General features: G+C 37.5%; 16 protein-coding genes. 10 read left to right on the top strand and 6 right to left on the bottom strand.

The genetic code is table 11. The features are described from left to right. Positions 1 to 138 precede the first annotated feature (138 nt). Together H5161_RS04680 and H5161_RS04675 are read left to right on the top strand one after the other, a co-directional pair. A complete protein-coding gene (locus H5161_RS04680; RefSeq protein ID WP_165723367.1) occupies positions 139 to 1605 on the top strand; it encodes a methyl-accepting chemotaxis protein in 1467 nt (488 codons plus the stop codon). After that, entirely contained in the window at positions 1589 to 2113 is a 525-nt protein-coding gene (locus tag H5161_RS04675) for a DUF6436 domain-containing protein (protein WP_182768790.1), read from the top strand. The genes H5161_RS04680 and H5161_RS04675 overlap by 17 nt, the downstream gene beginning before the upstream one ends. 61 nt (positions 2114 to 2174) lie before the next feature. Here the strand turns inward: H5161_RS04675 and H5161_RS04670 are convergent, their stop codons facing one another. Then, on the bottom strand, positions 2175 to 2732 hold the full coding sequence (locus H5161_RS04670) for a TMEM165/GDT1 family protein (RefSeq protein WP_182716306.1): 558 nt from the start codon (positions 2730 to 2732) through the stop codon (positions 2175 to 2177). 342 nt (positions 2733 to 3074) lie between these two features. Here H5161_RS04670 and H5161_RS04665 point away from each other — a divergent pair, with 342 nt between their 5' ends. Then, positions 3075 to 3269: a (2Fe-2S)-binding protein gene (locus H5161_RS04665; protein WP_002960627.1), complete on the top strand. Its 195-nt coding sequence runs from the start codon at positions 3075 to 3077 to the stop codon at positions 3267 to 3269. A 65-nt stretch (positions 3270 to 3334) separates the two neighbouring features. Here the strand turns inward: H5161_RS04665 and bfr (H5161_RS04660) are convergent, their stop codons facing one another. The 5 genes from bfr (H5161_RS04660) to H5161_RS04640 all read right to left on the bottom strand — a co-directional run bounded on the left by bfr (H5161_RS04660) (position 3335) and on the right by H5161_RS04640 (position 8814). Then, positions 3335 to 3799: a bacterioferritin gene (bfr, locus tag H5161_RS04660; RefSeq protein WP_002958984.1), complete on the bottom strand. Its 465-nt coding sequence runs from the start codon at positions 3797 to 3799 to the stop codon at positions 3335 to 3337. A 12-nt stretch (positions 3800 to 3811) separates the two neighbouring features. After that, on the bottom strand, positions 3812 to 4282 hold the full coding sequence (gene bfr, locus H5161_RS04655; protein ID WP_002958985.1) for a bacterioferritin: 471 nt from the start codon (positions 4280 to 4282) through the stop codon (positions 3812 to 3814). Positions 4283 to 4554: 272 nt separating this feature from the next. Continuing rightward, positions 4555 to 6690 (bottom strand): TonB-dependent receptor, encoded by a 2136-nt coding sequence (locus H5161_RS04650; RefSeq protein ID WP_182768789.1) that lies wholly within the window; start codon positions 6688 to 6690, stop codon positions 4555 to 4557. Between the two features lie 72 nt (positions 6691 to 6762). Then, positions 6763 to 7833, bottom strand: a complete 1071-nt coding sequence (locus H5161_RS04645; protein ID WP_182768788.1) for a PepSY domain-containing protein — start codon at positions 7831 to 7833, stop codon at positions 6763 to 6765. 114 nt (positions 7834 to 7947) lie between these two features. Then, complete coding sequence (locus tag H5161_RS04640) at positions 7948 to 8814, bottom strand: cation diffusion facilitator family transporter (RefSeq protein WP_182695204.1); 867 nt, start codon at positions 8812 to 8814, stop codon at positions 7948 to 7950. 251 nt (positions 8815 to 9065) lie between these two features. On the opposite strand from H5161_RS04640, the gene H5161_RS04635 reads away from it, so the two are divergent. From H5161_RS04635 to H5161_RS04605, 7 genes are all read left to right on the top strand, one after another. Beyond that, positions 9066 to 13829, top strand: a complete 4764-nt coding sequence (locus H5161_RS04635) for a PAS domain-containing protein (RefSeq protein ID WP_182695203.1) — start codon at positions 9066 to 9068, stop codon at positions 13827 to 13829. A gap of 12 nt (positions 13830 to 13841) precedes the next feature. Continuing rightward, positions 13842 to 14324, top strand: coding sequence for a GNAT family N-acetyltransferase (locus H5161_RS04630; protein ID WP_002958990.1), 483 nt, complete (start codon positions 13842 to 13844; stop codon positions 14322 to 14324). A gap of 79 nt (positions 14325 to 14403) precedes the next feature. Beyond that, positions 14404 to 14910 (top strand): hypothetical protein, encoded by a 507-nt coding sequence (locus H5161_RS04625; protein WP_182724041.1) that lies wholly within the window; start codon positions 14404 to 14406, stop codon positions 14908 to 14910. Between the two features lie 22 nt (positions 14911 to 14932). Then, complete coding sequence (locus tag H5161_RS04620) at positions 14933 to 15544, top strand: superoxide dismutase (RefSeq protein WP_182720144.1); 612 nt, start codon at positions 14933 to 14935, stop codon at positions 15542 to 15544. Between the two features lie 74 nt (positions 15545 to 15618). After that, positions 15619 to 16971: a DNA-3-methyladenine glycosylase 2 family protein gene (locus H5161_RS04615; protein ID WP_182768787.1), complete on the top strand. Its 1353-nt coding sequence runs from the start codon at positions 15619 to 15621 to the stop codon at positions 16969 to 16971. Continuing rightward, entirely contained in the window at positions 16971 to 17441 is a 471-nt protein-coding gene (locus H5161_RS04610; protein ID WP_182768786.1) for a methylated-DNA--[protein]-cysteine S-methyltransferase, read from the top strand. Before H5161_RS04615 ends, H5161_RS04610 begins: the two co-directional genes overlap by 1 nt. Positions 17442 to 17513: 72 nt before the next feature. After that, positions 17514 to 18308 (top strand): amino acid ABC transporter substrate-binding protein, encoded by a 795-nt coding sequence (locus H5161_RS04605; RefSeq protein ID WP_182768785.1) that lies wholly within the window; start codon positions 17514 to 17516, stop codon positions 18306 to 18308. The last annotated feature ends 42 nt before the right edge of the window (positions 18309 to 18350 follow it).

Raw genomic sequence — 18350 nt, 5'->3', positions numbered from 1 at the left:
CATGTAATGTAAATAAAATGTATTGCTTTGATGTGTCGTTAGTTAATTATTGTGTTAAGTAAACTGAAACTCGTTTATATACGTATATTGCAGACTGCTTTATAAAACAACAATGCAAACAACAATTTTAAGGTTCTTATGTCTAGTATTGGCCGGTTATTTACAATTATTTTCAGTCTTTTGTTTGTCGAGTCTATAGCTATAGGCTTGTATTTCGACACATTAGCGCAGGCTTTTATGATAGGTTTGCCATTGTGTTTATTACCTATATGGCTTTTAAAAACACAAGGTGATAGCCCTATTATCCCCCATGTGGTAGCTGCCGCCATAATGATGTTTTCTTTTTTGCACATACAACAAACTTTTGGGCTGATTGAAGTCCATTTTGAAATATTTATTTTAATGCCCATGTTAATTGTTTTTGTACAGTGGCGAGTGTTTATTACGGCTATTATTTTTGTAGCGGTACATCATTTATCTTTTTATTATTTACAAACTCAAAATACGGGTTTTTACGTATTTGACCCTGATAGACTCGCTTTTACTACGGTGCTAATTCATGCTGGATACGCAATAGTTGAAGTATTAGTTGCAGGCTATATTGCAAAAACGCTGCAACGGGAACGTCGTGCGGGCTTATCTTTAAGTTATGCGACAGAACAAATAATGAAAGATCCTGAAAACATTAAACTCTCTCTTCGCGCGGATGACACTAAAAGCGAAGCTGTAGCAGGATTTAACACATTACTAGATTACTTATCTGATGTTATTAAACAGGTACAAACACAATCAGAATCATTGCAAAAAAACTCACAAGAGCTTATTGATGTACACGATCAGTTAGCGAGTGGTGCGGTTCAACGCACACAACAAACCGATGATATTGCTAATTCTGGCGCTCAAGTTGCCAATGGCTTTAAACTTGTAGAAGAAGAAAGTGAGGTGCTTAAGCGCCAAGTTGACCATATTACACAATCTGCAGGTGATGCATTAAAAGAAGTGCTTCAAACAGACGCTAAAAGTAGAGAGTTGTTAACACTGCTTAATCATACCGAAGAAAAAATAAATCACTTAGTGGCAGCGGGCGATGTTATTTCAGGGCTTCTTAATGAAATATCAGGCATTGCCGAGCAAACAAACCTACTTGCTTTAAATGCAGCTATTGAAGCTGCCCGCGCAGGCGAACACGGTCGAGGTTTTGCTGTTGTTGCTGATGAGGTAAGATCTTTGGCTAACCACAGTAAAGCAACAACAGATAAAATTAGTCTTACATTAAAAGATCTTGTTAATAATAGTAAAACGTCAACGCAATCAATGAGTCAGTGTGTGAGTTTTGTAGTTGATTTAACAAGTATTAGTGCTGCAATGAAAGAGAATATTTCAGCAATGAGCGAGCAAATAGCCGCAGTATCTTCAAGCTCTGACTCAGTTGCACAAGTGGTAGCGGAGCAGGCAGGTAATACCGAGTTAATAGCAAGCAGTACTGATACTATGCGCCAAAATCAGTACCAAGATACGCAAATAGTGCAGCAGTTAACCGCTAAGGTGCAGTTAATCGATGTAAGTATTGATGTATTAGAGCAAAGCATTGCCAAGTTTAAATAAATCTAACTCTTTTGTATTTTCGCTTATAGCTATATGGCTTGTTTGTGTTGTTGCAGGGTTAGTTTATTTTCAGTTAGAGCAACTTAAACCGTTTGATAGCTCAAAAGTTTTATTGCAAAAGCACTGGTTTAATAACTTTAAAAAGCAATTGGACTGGGTTGACACTAATGAAGCGTCGTTAGTGCTTATAACTGAAAAAAATTGCGGGTGCACCATACAAGCTAAGTCGCATATTTCATCGTTAAGCTCCTTTGCTGCCAATAAAGCTATGAAGGTTGTACAAGTTGAATTAACACCAAAGCTTAAACACGTTATTCCGGCAACGCCCGCCGCCGTTATTATTAATAAAAACGGTGAGTTTGTTTATGCCGGTCCACTCTCTGAAGGGTTAGCGTGTGGCCAGGGAAGTGGCTTTGTTGAAACTGCGGTCACTAATTTAGCTGCAGGTTTTAACTCAAACCTTTTAATTACGCAAACCAAGGGGTGTTATTGTGTAAATAATGCATAAATAACGTGCAGATAAAACTAAAGCTCGCACTTGAATTAACAGTTGCGAGCTTTAACATTGATTAAATTGTAACTAAGCCATAAATACCTAATAACACAAACACACAAGCAGCAATAGCACGTACGGTGTTTAGAGATATTCTTTTTAGTAATGCATTACCTGCATATATAACAGGCACGTTAGCAATTAGCATACCTAAAGTGGTTCCTACCGTTACCCAAAACACAGACTGATATTGTGCGCCTAGCAACACTGTCGCTATTTGTGTTTTATCACCAATTTCTGCAATAAAAAATAATACAAAAGCGACTAAAAAAGCCCCGTAGCTATCGTATTTATTACTTACATCTTCGTCTTTGTCTGGAACTAATAGCCAAAGGCCAACAATAATAAAGCTGATGTTTACAAGCCAAGGTAAATATTCAGAAGAAAAACTATTACTTAACCACTGCCCAAACCACGCTGATAGGCCATGATTGAGTAAAGTTGCGGCTAAAATACCAAGAATAAGTGCGCTTTTATTACGAAAACGGGCAGCTAACAGGAGTGATAAAAGCTGGGTTTTATCGCCAATTTCGGCAAGTGTAACAGTGACGGTTGAGGTTAAAAAAACTTCCATTATTGATTCTTACAGGCGGGAATACTAAACCAAGGCAAACAACTATCTCCCGCCATGAGGATAGTGTCTACCTAGGTCTCGCCGATAACGCTTGCTACAACATTACAAACTTACCATGCACTTGAGGTGCAATTATGTTGATAAGTTTACTCATTACTGAGCGGGCTACTCCCCTAAGAGGCGGCCATTATTCCATAACTTTACTTTTAGGTAAATATAGTTAAGAGAACAAATACCATATTCTAATAAATAATTTATATTTATTAGTGAGGAAGCTATTGATAACAATTGTCGTTTAGATTAGTATGCACCTATTGAATGTAATTAACACGGTTTGTATTGATGTATATTTGTCTTTGTCACGGTGTGACTGATAAAAAAATTGAGCAAACAATTGACGATGGTGCAACGACCATGCGTGAATTAACCAAAGAGCTTAAAGTAGGCAGCCAATGCGGTAAGTGTTGTGGTTGTACTAAAAAGATCCTTAATCGCAGACTTATTCAAATTGCGGATGTAACGGATCAAGTTGCTTAATTACATATAAAATTTAGATATAAAAAAAGCAGCTTTTTAGCTGCTTTTTTTATGCTTGTTACTATTTACAGTTGAGACTGTAAATAGTTTTTGATACCCGTATTTTTAATAAGTAATTGTTGGGTTTCTAACCAATCAATTTGCTCTTCTTGTTCATTTAAAATGTGATCAAGGGCTTCACGGGTAATGTAATCTTTTTTACTTTCAGCCAGTTTAACGGCGCTTCGTAACTCGTCAATAGTATCGAGTTCAAAACTCATGTTAGCAGCAATCATTTCTTCGCTGTTTTCACCAATACGTAATCGGCCTAGGTCTTGAAGATTTGGTAAGCCTTCTAAAAACAAAATACGTTCAATTAAACGATCAGCGTTTTTCATTTTTTGAATTGATACTTTGTAGTCTGCTTTATCAAGCTGTGTAAAGCCAAAATCTTTAAACATACGTGCATGTAAAAAGTATTGGTTAATACCAACAAGCTCATTAGCGAGTACTTTATTAAGCGCTGCAATAACGTCTTTATCGCCTTTCATAATATGCTCCTACTAAGCCATTTGTGCTTGATGATAATTTTCAGAACCAATTTTATCAATTAGACCAAGTTGTTGCTCTAACCAGTAAACATGATCTTCTTCGGTATCAAATAACAGCTTTTCTAAAATGCTACGAGATTGATAATCTTGTTGTTCTTCACATATTGCGATTACGTCTTTAACACACGCAACTACTTCAAGCTCTAGTGTTAAATCGTTTTGCATCATGCTTTTTACATCGTTACCGATAAGTAAATCACGGCGCTTAGTCATATTTGGTACACCTTCTAAAAACAAGATGCGCTTGATAAGCCAGTCTGCGTGATCTTTTTCTTCTTCCATTTCGTGGTTAAGGCGCTCGTATAGTTTGTTTAAACCCCAGTCGTCATACATGCGCGAGTGTATAAAATACTGATCGATTGCTGCTAATTCGTTAGCTAACAATGTATTAAACGCATCGATTACTTTTTGATTACCTTTCATGATAAATCGCCTCAACTATTTCAATTGTATGCAGTGTAGTACATATAGCCTATATTGCAAGTTTTCTCTATAAAAATCATTGCGTTACTATTGGTTTTGATTCTTATTTAAGTTTGCGTTACTGCTTGGTTTATGGACAGTTTTTTATTTGTATTAGTATCTGAGAATGATTACTAGAGGTATTTATAAACAATAAGTAGAGATACTGCTTTTCATATTATCTTTTTAAATAAATAGGCATGCTGATGCCTATTTATTGAGTCTATCACTAATTAAAACTGGTATTTAGCACCCAGCGTTGCGGTTGTGCCTAATCCTTTAATATTATATCCACCGTAGGTGTAAGCCTGTGCGCGGGCAGGGTAGTAATCGCTATTAAATAGGTTTTCTATTCCAAAATACCCACGCCACCTGGCGTTAACATTGTATTGGCCACTTAAGTTGAATGTGTTGTAGCTACTAACAGGGCCCTGATCGCCAGAGTATTGGCCCTGTGCATTTTTATCAAAGCGCTTTCTGTCGCCTACATATAAAAAGCTCATTGCAAGCGATAGCTCGTCATTTGTTTGCCACGTTACATTCGCCGTTGCTTTGGGTGGGCTAATTTGGCTTGCGCCTAGGTAGTCATCAGCTTCGGTGTTTTTACCTTCTACGTAACTGTATGTGGCGCTTAATTTAAGGTCTTGGTTAATAGTATAATTAACTAACCCTTCGTAACCCCATATTTCTTGTGGTGCACGTACGGGTTCGTAAACACCCGTTACTTCATTATACTCATTACTTGTACCAAGCTCTGAGGTACTTCTGTAAAGAGCAAATTCAAAACGTACGTTTTCAAACTGTGAGGTAAAACCAATTTCGTAATTGTCGATTATTGAGGCTTGTGTTTGAACAAGTGCAATATCGTCAACAGTTGCAGCGCGAAGTAGGCGACCAATATCAGAAATATCAGAGCCCTGTGAATAACTAAAAAATGGGCTGAATGCATCTGTTAAATTGTATTTTATGCCTGCATTATACGTTGTAGCGTCATAGTTTATGGTATCACCACGCACATTTAATGGTACTGAACATTGAGATACGGTTTTGCAAAGTTTTAGCGTTTGGTAGTCACTTACACTCAAATCAATGCTTTCGTTTCTTACACCCGCTTTTACAATAATATCGTCGTTTATTACCCATTTGGTTTGTAAAAAGCCAGCCACACTTTTCATGTCCATTTCTGGCACCCACACACGGCCATCTACTAAAGGTTGCGATGTTTTATCATTTAAGGCATCAATACCGTAGATTAGAGTGGCTGTTAGGTTTTCAAAATCAAACTGGCTATTAAATGTAGCTCTTGCACCTTGCTTGTCTGATTTAATAACCGATTGACCACCGCTATAACCTTCATCAAGATTGGCTAAAGCGGTTGAGAAAAAGAATACGTTTTCTATATTTTGTTTATACAGATCGAGGGTCATTTGTGTGTTTTCAAACAACGCGTAATCAACATATTTTAGGGTTATATTTTCGTTGCCTTCTGGGCCTTGCGGTTTACCTTGTTTTTGAAGCGCTAATGGGACGTGTATAGCGTATGTTTTTTCCCCTATATTGCCATCGCCAGTAACATCGCCTAAATCAGTTTTTTGCTGTGAGCTGTAAAAGTTATAGCTGAACTGCAGTTGCTTTTCGTCGTCAAAATCATAAGTTAGTTTGGTAAAATAGTTTTGAGTTTCAGAGTCTGATAAACCATATTGCAAGCCTAAAATATCGCCCTGTGCATCGCGTTGTACGCCGTTTTCTTCATAGCTTGCCGTTAACAGGTAGCTTAGTTGGTCGAGCTTACCGTTTACTGCGGCTGATACTCTACCGCCACCACTTTCTGCTAATTTAACAGCGCTAAAGCGGCTTGAAATACTTATTTCGCCTTCCGGTTTACCATCACTACGCGCTTGTTTTGTTATGTAGTTAATAATGCCACCTGAGGCACCATTACCATAAATAGACGTTGCGCCTTTTATGACTTCAATGCGCGCTATTGCGCTGGCGTCTAACGTTTTTACGCCTAAAGAACCATTACGAAGAGGGGTTGATTGCGGTACGCCATCAATCATTATTAATGGCGCACGGCCGCGTAGTGTTTGTCCTGAATTACTTGAACTACCAGTATCTGGGGCAAGGCCAGGAACCATTTGCGCGAGTAAACTTCCCAATTCTGAGCTTACTTTTAAATGCTGTTGTATTTGTTGCTGATTAATAACGGTGATCGAGGCTGGTACTTCGTCAATGCTTTCTGATATACGGCTGCCTGAAACAATGACATGCTCAAATTGATCAGAATTGTATTCATTTTTATTATTTTCATTTGCTAACGTGTTAGTACTTATTGCAACAGCGATAAGGCAAAGCGAAGTTTTTAACATGGGGTGTCTTAGTTGATAACAATTTGCGTAATGGTAATCATTATCAACTAATGACACAAGTGTTAATGAGATTTATTTCCATTTATGGCGTTTTAACCAGAAATACACACCGCTTACAATAAAAAATGCGAGTGAAAGGGCTATTAATAACCATAAAAACTGCACGATAGGACCTGCAAAATCACCAATGTGAAACTTATATTTGAAGTTCCATGCTTGTGTTGTGAAGTTTGTTTTACTGGCGTCAAATGAGTTTAATACTTTACCCGTAAATGGGTTAGTCCAAACCCAGCTGTAAGCGTGACTTTCGCCAGGGTTTTGCATTCTCAGTGCAATTGCTTCGTCATCCTTTTTAGGTAAGTAAATTCTATATAATTTACCGTCTGGAAATACGTTCTCTGCATTTTTAATTGCTTCATTGTAGTTTAAAGTAGCTTGAGAAGGGGTTATTACTTTTGGTGCTTTAGGTCTTTGTTCTACCTTGTTTAAGGTCACAAATTCTAATACCGATTGAGTTTGTGTTTTCCAGTTAAATGCCATACCAGTAAAGGCAATCAGCATAAGCGGTATAAAAAAGTAAACACCAAGCACTGTATGTAATTGATACATGAGCACTCTAAATTTGGCTTTTGGTTTTATAGCTAAACGTTTAACTCTGTTTTTGGGCTTTACCCATAAATAAAAGCCCAGTAATACATTTATTAAAAGTAGCAATGCACACACCGACATCCAATTTCGAAAGGTTTTTTCACCTTTACTGTTTTCAAACAACAGCCAACGATGTAATTCCATAGCAAACCCATAAATCGTATCGGTTGATTCATAGATGTTTAGTACACTCCCTGAGTAGGGGTTAACACTGGCGTAGTGTTTATTGGCTAACCGAAATTGCCATGCTGCGTTTGGCGCTTGTTCGGGCATAAAAAAGGTGATTTTTTGCTTAGTTTGAGCTTGTACATTTTGTATAAGTTCATCGTAATGCATTAAGTTTTTTTGGGGTGTTACTTGCCATTTCTCAGGCTCTATTAGGTGCTGTATGTCTTTTGCATAAATCATAACAGCACCGGTTAGGCTCACTATTAATAAAAATAGTCCGCTAATTAGGGCAAGGCCTAAATGAATTCTACGTAACCAAAGTTTCAAAAACGGTATCTCATTATGAGTTAATGACAATATTGTAAATGATAATACGAGCTGTTTTCAATTAAATAGTTATGTATTTGGTTTAGCTTGTTATTAAGAGCATTAAATTGGGCTTTAATTTGCGATTGGTCGGATTTCTATTATGCAATTTTCAATATTAAAATTGTCGTGTAAAAAGCTTTTTACTGCTGGCAAATTAATTAAGTGCTGAGTGCCAATAATAAGCTCACAATAATTTTCTTTATCATCTAGTTGCCAAAGCTTAATGCTAACTACCGATTCGATATTAAATTCATTACTAATAGCATGTGATATTGCGTGTATATCAATATTGCTAGGCGCTGCTTGCATTAAAATTTTGCAGCTTTGCTTTAATAGTAAAATGCCATGATAAATTACATAAAGAGAAATAAGCACAGTGGCAATTAAGTCAACGATATACCACTGGTATAAAATAATTAAGGTGCCCGCAATAATAACAACAATAGATGCCATTGCATCTGATACGTTATGAATAAAGGCCGCTTTTATATTTATACTGTGATTTGCGCCAGCTCGGTAGGTTAAATATGCGGTTGCTAAATCAATAATCAATGCTATTGCTGCCACCCACACAACTATCCAACCATTAATTGGTTGAGGGTTTAAATAGCTCGAAATGGCTTCAAAAATTAAATACACACCAATTAATATCAATGTACTGCTATTAAAAAGTGTGGCAAGTATTTCAGCGCGTTTATAGCCAAAATGATGAGTGGTGTCAGCAGGTTTATTACCAATTTTACGTGCAACGAGCGCGATAAATATAGCGGCAGCATCACTTAAATTATGAAGTGCATCGGCTATAAGTGACAAACTGCCCGAAAATACCCCGCCAATAACTTGGGCTACGGTTAGCAATACATTAATAACCACAGCGACGGTTAGCTGTTTATCGCTCTGGTTTTCGTCTACATGACTATGTGAGTGATCGTGCGCCATAATGACCTCAAATGTATTAATTGAATATTGCTTATATCATGGCTGGTTTAAAACCGCTACAGATGTGGTAGCGTCAATAAATCTAATTATAAGTTAGTAATAAAAGCGTATATTTTAAAAAGTGTGAATTTAATATTGTAACGCTAAACACCCATTTTTTAAGGAGTTTACCGCTCAAAACTTGCGTCTTTATATATTTAGTGCATTAATGTAAGTAATATTAAATGATTATAAGTTGCTGGATATTAAGCATGCACAAAGGTTTAAACTTTGATGAATTAACAGGTAAAGGACAGTCTGTTCGAAGTAAGTTAATTATAACCTTTATAATTATAGCCTTAGGGCCACTATGTATACTTACTTGGTTTAGCCTTGGACATGTAAATAGCACGCTTAAGCAAAATGCAGACGCTGAACTAAACGAGCTTAATAATATAGGTAAGCAATTTGCTGATATTTGGTTTGCAGAGCATGTTAAGGATCTATATTTGCTTAGGGCGCAGTTTGATATTAGCCCGACTAAAAAACAACAATTAATAGCGCAATTTGTTGAGCAGTACGACTTTGTTAATAATGTAGAACTTATTGATGTAAACCTCGTTAAATCACTACCTTCATCACCCTTTTTTAATATAATTAAAGATCAACGTTTTAATAACATACTCTCTGGTATTAAAAATACAGGTAAAATCCAATTTCAGTCAATGACAGTCTCAGGGCGTGAGTATCATATTATTGGCTTACCGTTAGTAAATACCGAAAATAAGCTACAAGCCATATTGCTCGCAGATATAAATTTAAACGGCTTATTAAATAATCTAAGTAAAATACACGCTGCAAATAAAGACATAACATTTTATGTTATGCATAATAATAAAATTCAAAAAAATAATAATTCAGAAGATTCTCAACCACTATTTTTCTCTCAAAACGGCTCCCCAACGCAACGTGTTTTTTCTTACAGTAATAAAAATGAAGAGACTTTATACGGGTATATTGATTCTCTAGAGTTTTTAAATGAATCTGGATGGCAATTACTTGTAACAAAACCAAAAGAAGTTGCACTACAAGGTGCTAATTTTTATAAACAGCTTGCTTTATTAACAAATGCGGGGGCATTGCTGCTTATATTAACGTCATCGTGGTGGTTTGGGCGTCGACTTTCTAGACCTTTAATTAACTTAGCTAAAATTGTTGAAAGTATTACAAAAGGAGATAAGGTAAAAGTCCCTGTAATAAACGACAGTATTGAGTTTAACCAGCTTTCATTGGGTTTACGTAATTTAGTAGCCGTAAAAGAAGAGCAACACAGTATATTACAAAAGCAACGCTCTGCACTTCAAATTGCATTAAAACAATTAGCCGAGCAAAAAAGTGCATTAGATGAACACGCTATTGTTGCTGTAACTGATTTGCATGGCACCATCACTTTTGTAAATAAGAAATTTTGTGAGATTAGTGGCTACGATGAACACGAATTAATAGGTCAAAACCATCGCCTTTTAAATTCAGGAAAACACGAAAAAGCATTTTTTAAAAATATGTATAAAACGCTTAAACGTGGTGATATATGGAACGGGCAAATATGCAATAAAGCTAAGCATGGTGGCATATATTGGGTAGATACGACGATTGCACCATTTTTAGATGAAAATGGAAAACCGCAAAACTATATTGCTATTCGTAATGACATTACAGCCCTGAAAGTACAAGAGCTAGAGCTTGAGCAACACAAAACACAGTTACAGTTAGTGATAGACTCAACAGCCGTGGGTATTTGGGATTGGTATATTGATACGAATAAAGTGACGTTTAATAACCGCTGGGCCGAGATAATAGGTTACAAACTCAGTGAGATTGAGCCTTGTACTATAGATACTTGGTATACATATGCTCACCCAGACGACTTAGTGATATCAAATAAAAAACTTCAAGAGCACTTTGCCGGTGAGACTGACTATTTTGTTAGTGAAGCCCGCATGAAGCATAAAAATGGACATTGGATTTGGGTACTCGATACTGCAAAAGTAGTTGAGTGGAATACCGATGGCTCTCCAAAACGTATGATAGGTACGCATTTAGATATATCAGAACGAAAATCTACAGAGCTTGAGCTACAAGGAAGCCGCGATAGGTTTGCATCTTTGGTATCAAATATCCCTGGCATTATTTATCGATGTAAGTTTGATAATAAATTAAGCATGCTTTATATGAGCGAGCAAGCGAGTGGAATAACAGGTTATTCACCTGATGAGTTGATACATGATGAACCCCCCAGCTTTTTTGATTTGATATGCGAAGACGATTCTAAAAAAATAAAAGATGAAATTCTACGTTGTGTTAGCGCTAAGCAGTCATGGTCTGTTGAGTATAGGATTACAGCCCGCGATGGCTCCTTACATTGGGTAAATGAAAAAGGCCAAGCCATTTACGCAGATGATGGCAGCATATTGTATTTAGATGGATTTATTTTTGATATTACAGAGCGTTACAATACACAGTTAAAAATAAATCGTCAGCAAAGCCTACTTGAATCAATGAGTAAGCAAGGGCAGATTGGCGCATGGGAGATGGACTTAGATGCGCATACACTTTATTGGTCTGATGAAGTTAAAGTTATTCACGAAGTACCAGAGGACTTTGAACCGAGCATAGATACCGCTATTAACTTTTATAAACCAGGCATACACCGAGATACTATAAGTACCTTATTTGAGTGCGCAGTGACTTTAGGTGAAAGCTGGAGTGTAGAGCTTATTATTTTGACCTATTCTGGGCAAGAGCGTTGGGTTAAATCGATGGGCCAAGCTGAGCTTAAAGACGGTAAATGTGTACGTGTGTTTGGTTCATTTCAAAGTATTGATGCACATAAACGACTTGAACTTGAGAGCGAAAAAGCAAATCGTTATAACAAAAATTTAGCCGCGCTTACAGTCGCACCTGAGGTGCAAAATAGTGATGTAGAACAGGTTAAAAAGCTAGCCGTTAAATCTATGTGTGAAGTGCTAAATGTCACACGAGCTTCGATATGGATCTTTAACGAAAAACGAGATGTGATGACGTGTCATTGCTTATATATAAATGGTCAAGGGTTTGTAGATACCGACGCTATTTTAACTGCTAAAGACTACCCAGCTTATTTTAATGCTATTTATAAACATAATTTAGTGGCTATTGATGATGTTTATACTCACTCAGCAACTGTTGATTTTATTGAAGCATATGTAACACCACTAAATATTAAATCGATGCTTGATGCTGTAATTGCAACAGGCGATGGTAATTTAGGTATTTTGTGCGCTGAAACAGTAGGCGAGCATCACAACTGGACGCAAAGTGAAGAAACGTATCTTCGCTCATTAGCTACTTTAGTGGGAAGCACTTTAGTTTCTCAAAAACGAAAAGTAATTAGTGAGGAGCTAAAAGTAGCACTCGTGAAAGCTGAAGATGCAGCCATTGCTAAGAGCCAATTTTTAGCAACCATGAGCCATGAAATTAGAACGCCGATGAATGGCGTACTCGGTATGCTAGAGCTTGTTCAATTAGAGTCGCTATCTAAACCAATAGAAACAAAAGTAGATATAGCCAAAAAAAGTGCACATTCTTTATTGGGTGTAATTAATGATATTTTAGATTTCTCTAAAGCTGAAGCAGGTAAAATCGAGCTTGAAGAAATTAACTTTAATGGACGTGATTTAATTGGTGAAGTTGCTGCCGCACAAGCATTTACAGCTCAAGACAAAGGTATTGAAATTATTTTGGATCTGGTAGCGCTAGAGCCTTCGCAGTTATGTGGCGATCCTGGGCGCATTCGCCAAGTTATTACTAATTTATTAAGCAACGCCGTTAAGTTTACGAGTCAAGGCGAGGTTGTTGTAAGCGCGAAAATTAATAAAGTAGCTCAAGGTTTAGAGTTTGTTGTAAGTATAAAGGACTCAGGCATAGGAATAAGTTTAGAAAAACAAGAGCAATTATTTACCCCTTTCTCTCAAGTCGATGCATCAACAACGCGTGAATATGGAGGCAGTGGCTTAGGGCTGGCTATTTGTAAGCAGCTTTGTGAACTAATGGGGGGGGCTATCTCTCTCACTAGCGAAGCCGGTAAAGGGAGTACTTTTACTGCCACTATAATGCTGACTCCGGGAGATCAAAAAGAACGTTATATTCCTAATATTAATATGGAAGAGCTAACCGTTTTGGTTGTTGATGATAACGAGACAAATCGAATTGTAATTTCACAGCAGCTTGAGCACTGGGGAGCTAAGGTTGCGCTTGCATGTGACGCACGCGAAGCTCTTGATATGTGCGCGCAGCAGTATAAAAGTAACAATTGCATGTATGACATTGCAGTGCTTGATATGCAAATGCCAGGAATGGATGGTATAGAGCTGTGTAAAGCACTAAAAGCACATGAACATTATAAATCAATGCCACTTGTAATGATGACCAGTATTGCTGGTATGGAAGGTGCGCAGCGCTATTCTAATGCAGGCTTTCAGGCATATTTCCCCAAACCTGTAACCACTGCCGATTTAATTTCTGCACTGTCAGTCATAACAAGTAATGATTCAGATGAGACACTCCCACTTGTTACTTCAGGCTATATTTCCTCTCTTAAAAAAGAAAAGGTGCAGGAACCTACCCAAATATTACTTGTAGAAGATAATCCAATTAATCGACAAGTGGCTACATTAATGCTCAAAAAGCTTAATTGTGACGTTACAATTGCCGAAAATGGTCAATTAGCGATAGATATATTAGAGTCTCACGATTCTGGTTTCTTTAAGCTCGTTCTTATGGATTGCCAGATGCCTGTTATGGATGGCTTTGCTACAACTGCAGCTATCCGTAAAGGTATGGCGGGTATACAACACAAAAACATTAGGATCATTGCTATTACGGCTAACGCAATGGACTCTGATAAAGAGCGTTGTATAACCGCTGGAATGGATGACTACTTGAGCAAACCGATTCAATTAGATATTTTAAAAGATAAATTAGAGCAGTATATTTAAGGTAAAAATACAATGAGCCAACCCGTTATAATACGTGATGCAAAACCAAGTGATGCGAAAACAATTTTGCACTTTATTACCGAACTTGCCATATATGAAAAAGAACCGGATGCAGTTAAAACAGACGAACAGGCTATTTTAGATACGCTGTTTAGCGACGGTGCTACTGCGCACAGCATAATTTGTTTAGAAGGTGATGAGCCAATTGGTTTTGCGGTCTATTTTTATAATTACTCTACATGGTTAGGTAAAAATGGCCTATACCTTGAAGATTTATACGTAAGCCCAGATAGCCGTGGCAATGGTGCAGGTAAAGCCATTATGAAGCACTTAGCTAATAAGGCGATTAGTAATGACTGTGGTCGTTTTGAATGGGTAGTGCTTGATTGGAATAAACCCGCTATCGATTTTTACAATAGCATTGGTGCAAAGCCGCAAAACGAATGGATTATATATCGCTTAACAGGGCAGGAATTACTAGACTTTGCTAAATAGTTAATGAAAATCATTTGCATTTAGGTTTATGGGTGTGTAAGTTAACTACACGCCCATAAATAAACGTGCAGATGATTATATGATCTCAAATCAAAAACAATCCCACTCAGATTTACTTTGTCTTGATCAAGCATTAAGCCCTTGGCAGTCGAATATAATGCAAGGTAATTATGCATTTGAACAAGGTGCACTTCTCGAAGCCCGCGATAAATACTTATTAGCTAAAACACTTGCAGATCATCTTCTTCAGCAGTTTTTATATGCTCAGATTAATAACAATGTCATCCATGCTATTGAGCATTGCATACCTGCACTTGTTGTTGCGTCGCATAATTTAGCTGATACCTATATAGCTATGCAACAGCCTGAAAATGCATGCAAATGGCTATGCGAAGTACACTTAACACTCTGTTCGCTAATTAAGCATACTCATTACGATATACAAAAAGTGAGTAAGCATCATTACACTAAAACGTCCTCTGAACTTGTATTATTTGCAAGACGCTATCATTTTTTACCTGAGCTAATAGAGCAAGTGAATTTTTGCTTATGCTCAGAGAGCACTACAAACAATCAACTGCACTAATTTAAAAGAAAAAGGAGTATTTATGGCTTTTACTTTGCCTGCACTTAACTATGAGTACGATGCGCTTGAGCCTCATATTGATGGTAAAACAATGCATATTCACCACACATTGCATCATCAAACGTATATCAATAAAGCCAATGCTGCTTTAGCAGATACTGTTTATGCAACCGCAAATGCTGAAAAATTACTTAAGGGAATAAACAGCCTGCCTAGTAATTTACAAAAAGCAGTACAAGAGCATGTAGGAGGGCATTTTAATCACAGCTTATTTTGGCAAGTAATGAGCCCTCAAGGAGGAGGTGAACCTGAAGGTAGTGTAGCTCAGGCAATAAATGAACAGTTTGGCAGTTTTGATAAGTTTAAAGACCAATTTACTGCTGCTGCAATTAGTCAATTTGGCAGTGGTTGGGCGTGGCTATGTGTGACCCCAGATAAAAAGTTGATTGTAGAAAATAGTGCTAATCAAGATTGCCCTTTAATGCAGGGAAATACCCCTATTTTGGGACTTGATGTATGGGAGCATGCCTATTATTTGAAGTATCAAAATAAGCGTCCTGACTATATTGCTGCTTTTTATAATGTAATTAATTGGACTGAAGTTGAAAAACGCTACCTAGCCGCAGTAAGTTGAGTGCCGAATATGGCTAGTAATGTGAGTTTTTTTGTATAAGCTAGGCTCTATCAGGTTAATTTATAGAGCCGTTTATGGACACTTCACATTGGCAAAAAGCACGTCAGAGTCGCGATCCTCGTTTTGACGGGCTTTTTTACGTAGCGGTAAAAAGTACCGGTATTTATTGCAGACCAATTTGCCCTGCACCAACGGCTCACGAAAAAAACGTTGCTTATTATCAGTTTGCCCATAACGCGGCGCAAGATGGTTTTAGGCCCTGTATTCGTTGCAGGCCCGATAGTGCCCCAGGCAGCGCAGCATGGCAGGGTACAAAAACGACGGCACTTAGAGCAAAACAGTTAATAGATCAAAATGACGAGCACGACTGCGAAAAATTAGCAGCTCGTTTAGGCGTAAGTAGTCGTTATTTAAGGCAGTTGTTTAAGCAGTATTTTGGCGTGTCGATTACGCAATATCGATTATTTAACCAATGCCACTTTGCTAAAAAACTGATTCAAGAAACACATTTACCCCTTACCGAAATAGCGTTTTCCGCAGGCTTTAAAAGCATTAGGCGCTTTAATGATGCATTTTTACAGCAGTTAAATATAGCTCCCTCGAAGCTGCGCAGTGGCGATAAAAAGCCAACGTCAACACTCATTTTAACCCTGCCATTTAGGCCGCCTTATAATTGGCCTGCTTTGCAGGGCTTTTTACAAAGGCGCTTGATAAAACCAATGGAGTGGATAACACAAACGAGCTACGGGCGTACTTTTGCAAGTGAGAAATATAAAGGAAGCTTTACTGCAGAATTTATAGCGAGTAAAAACCACTTTAGTGTATCTATCAATATAGACAATACGGCGTACTTACAACCTGTTATAAATAATATACGCCGTGTGCTTGATTTAGATGCCGATATTAATTTAATTGGAACGCATCTAAGCGCCAATATAAACAATGCGTTTACAGTGTGTGAAGGGCTCAGACTTCCGGGGATTTGGTCAAGTTTTGAAGCCGGTATAAGAGCGGTACTTGGGCAACAAGTGAGTGTTACTGCAGCGCATAATTTAGTAACAAAGTTAGTTGATGAATTAGGCGAAAAAGAGGGCGATGCCGTTTATTTTCCTACGGCTAAAATTGTTGCTAATAGTGATTTTGCATTTTTTAAAATGCCACAAGCACGCAAAAATGCGCTACACAACTTAGCCCAGTTTTGTGCACTAAATCCTGAAAATGACGATTTAGACGAATGGCTTAGCTTAAAGGGAATTGGTCCTTGGACAGTAAATTATGCAAAGCTGCGAGGACAAAGCCAACCCGATATATTACTTGATGGCGACTTAGGTGTTAAAAAAGCTCAAGCGGCGGCAAACCCTTTTGAGCCTGCTAATTGCGCTCCTTTTCGCTCTTACTTAACGTTTCAACTTTGGCAGCAATTATAATGATCATTCAAACATCAATTTCGAGCCCTATAGACGACATAATTATTCAAGCGACTGATAAAGGTGTGAGTTACGTTGGGTTTTATCCACCAGTTGAATACTCTTATACGCCATTTGAGCAACTTACTAACAAGGCGGTGCTTATTTGCGCTGCGCAGTTAAATGAGTACTTTGCAAAAAAACGCACTATGTTTGATGTACCACTTGATACAACCGGTACAGTATTTCAGCAAAGTGTATGGCAAGCACTATTAACGGTGCCTTTTGGACAATCGCAAACATACGGCTATATTGCTAACCAACTCAATAACCCAAAAGCAGTGAGGGCAGTAGGCGCTGCTAATGGTAAAAATCCGATTAGTATTATTGTACCGTGCCATCGAATTATTGGCGCAAATGCAAAGTTAACGGGCTATGCTGGTGGGCTTGATAGGAAACTGTGGTTGCTGAAGCACGAAGGATTAATGTAAATTAATTGATAAAATATAGCCAGTCTGCTTAACTCAACCTATAATTTAAATAATCAACTAATAAAAATTATTATGCGTATTAATAGCTTAGTTTACTTTTTTATTGCCAGTTTAATGTTTACCGCTACTGCGTTTAGCAAGCCGCAAAGTCTCGTGTTTTGTTACGAAGACAAAAATATAGCACCCATGTTTTTAGGTGATGGCCAAAATATACCAACAGATAAACCTGGTGCATCAATCGAAATACTTCAACAACTTGATTTAGCATTGCCCAATGTAGCAATATCATTTGTTAGAAAGCCATGGCGTAGATGCTTAAACGATTTAGAATTTAATCGGGTTAATGCTGTTATTGCAAGTTACCGCAAAGGGCGAGAAAACGTTGCTGTTTACCCTGTTGATGAGCAAGGTAAGTTACAAGATAACTACGCAGTAAGTGAATTTGGCAGCTGCCTTATAGGGCGTTATAAATTTCATAAGGAATGGGAGACTCGTGAAGTATTTCAAAATAAAGCATTTACGATAGCTATTCCTAATGGTTATGGGCTAAATAGCGCGTTAAAAGAAGAACCATTTTTTATTCATAATACGTTTTCTAATAGCAAAGCTTTTGAGTTGCTAGATAAGGGGGTAGTGCAGGCGAGCGTTGATCTATGCCAAGTAGACGGCTTAAAAGTGTCGAGTTATCCGTATGAGGGTAATAATGTTAAACCTATTTATCCCCCTTACGAAACCAGCCATGGTTACCTTGTTTTTTCAAAAAAATTCTATGAAGAAAATAATGCTCTAAGCTTGCAAATGTGGCAGTGGTTATCAAAATTTGAAAGTGAACCTGTGTATATTAAATACTTACAAACACTCAAATAAACAGGCCCGACAAAATAAAATTCGCGTTTGTAAATTGGTATT

This window comes from Pseudoalteromonas sp. SG43-5 (assembly GCF_014164345.1).
Lineage (GTDB): Bacteria > Pseudomonadota > Gammaproteobacteria > Enterobacterales > Alteromonadaceae > Pseudoalteromonas > Pseudoalteromonas distincta.
Note: the sequence above shows the minus strand (reverse complement) of the source record. Positions and strands in the feature narration are given on the sequence as shown.

Bases quoted from the DNA above. Each gene is read 5' to 3' on its own strand.
- H5161_RS04680 (WP_165723367.1), top strand. From the start codon at position 139: ATGTCTAGTATTGGCCGGTTATTTACAATTATTTTCAGTCTTTTGTTT.
- H5161_RS04670 (WP_182716306.1), bottom strand. From the start codon at position 2,732: ATGGAAGTTTTTTTAACCTCAACCGTCACTGTTACACTTGCCGAAATT.
- H5161_RS04665 (WP_002960627.1), top strand. From the start codon at position 3,075: ATGTATATTTGTCTTTGTCACGGTGTGACTGATAAAAAAATTGAGCAA.
- bfr (WP_002958984.1), bottom strand. From the start codon at position 3,799: ATGAAAGGCGATAAAGACGTTATTGCAGCGCTTAATAAAGTACTCGCT.
- bfr (WP_002958985.1), bottom strand. From the start codon at position 4,282: ATGAAAGGTAATCAAAAAGTAATCGATGCGTTTAATACATTGTTAGCT.
- H5161_RS04650 (WP_182768789.1), bottom strand. From the start codon at position 6,690: ATGTTAAAAACTTCGCTTTGCCTTATCGCTGTTGCAATAAGTACTAAC.
- H5161_RS04640 (WP_182695204.1), bottom strand. From the start codon at position 8,814: ATGGCGCACGATCACTCACATAGTCATGTAGACGAAAACCAGAGCGAT.
- H5161_RS04635 (WP_182695203.1), top strand. From the start codon at position 9,066: ATGCACAAAGGTTTAAACTTTGATGAATTAACAGGTAAAGGACAGTCT.
- H5161_RS04630 (WP_002958990.1), top strand. From the start codon at position 13,842: ATGAGCCAACCCGTTATAATACGTGATGCAAAACCAAGTGATGCGAAA.
- H5161_RS04625 (WP_182724041.1), top strand. From the start codon at position 14,404: ATGATCTCAAATCAAAAACAATCCCACTCAGATTTACTTTGTCTTGAT.
- H5161_RS04620 (WP_182720144.1), top strand. From the start codon at position 14,933: ATGGCTTTTACTTTGCCTGCACTTAACTATGAGTACGATGCGCTTGAG.
- H5161_RS04615 (WP_182768787.1), top strand. From the start codon at position 15,619: ATGGACACTTCACATTGGCAAAAAGCACGTCAGAGTCGCGATCCTCGT.
- H5161_RS04610 (WP_182768786.1), top strand. From the start codon at position 16,971: ATGATCATTCAAACATCAATTTCGAGCCCTATAGACGACATAATTATT.
- H5161_RS04605 (WP_182768785.1), top strand. From the start codon at position 17,514: ATGCGTATTAATAGCTTAGTTTACTTTTTTATTGCCAGTTTAATGTTT.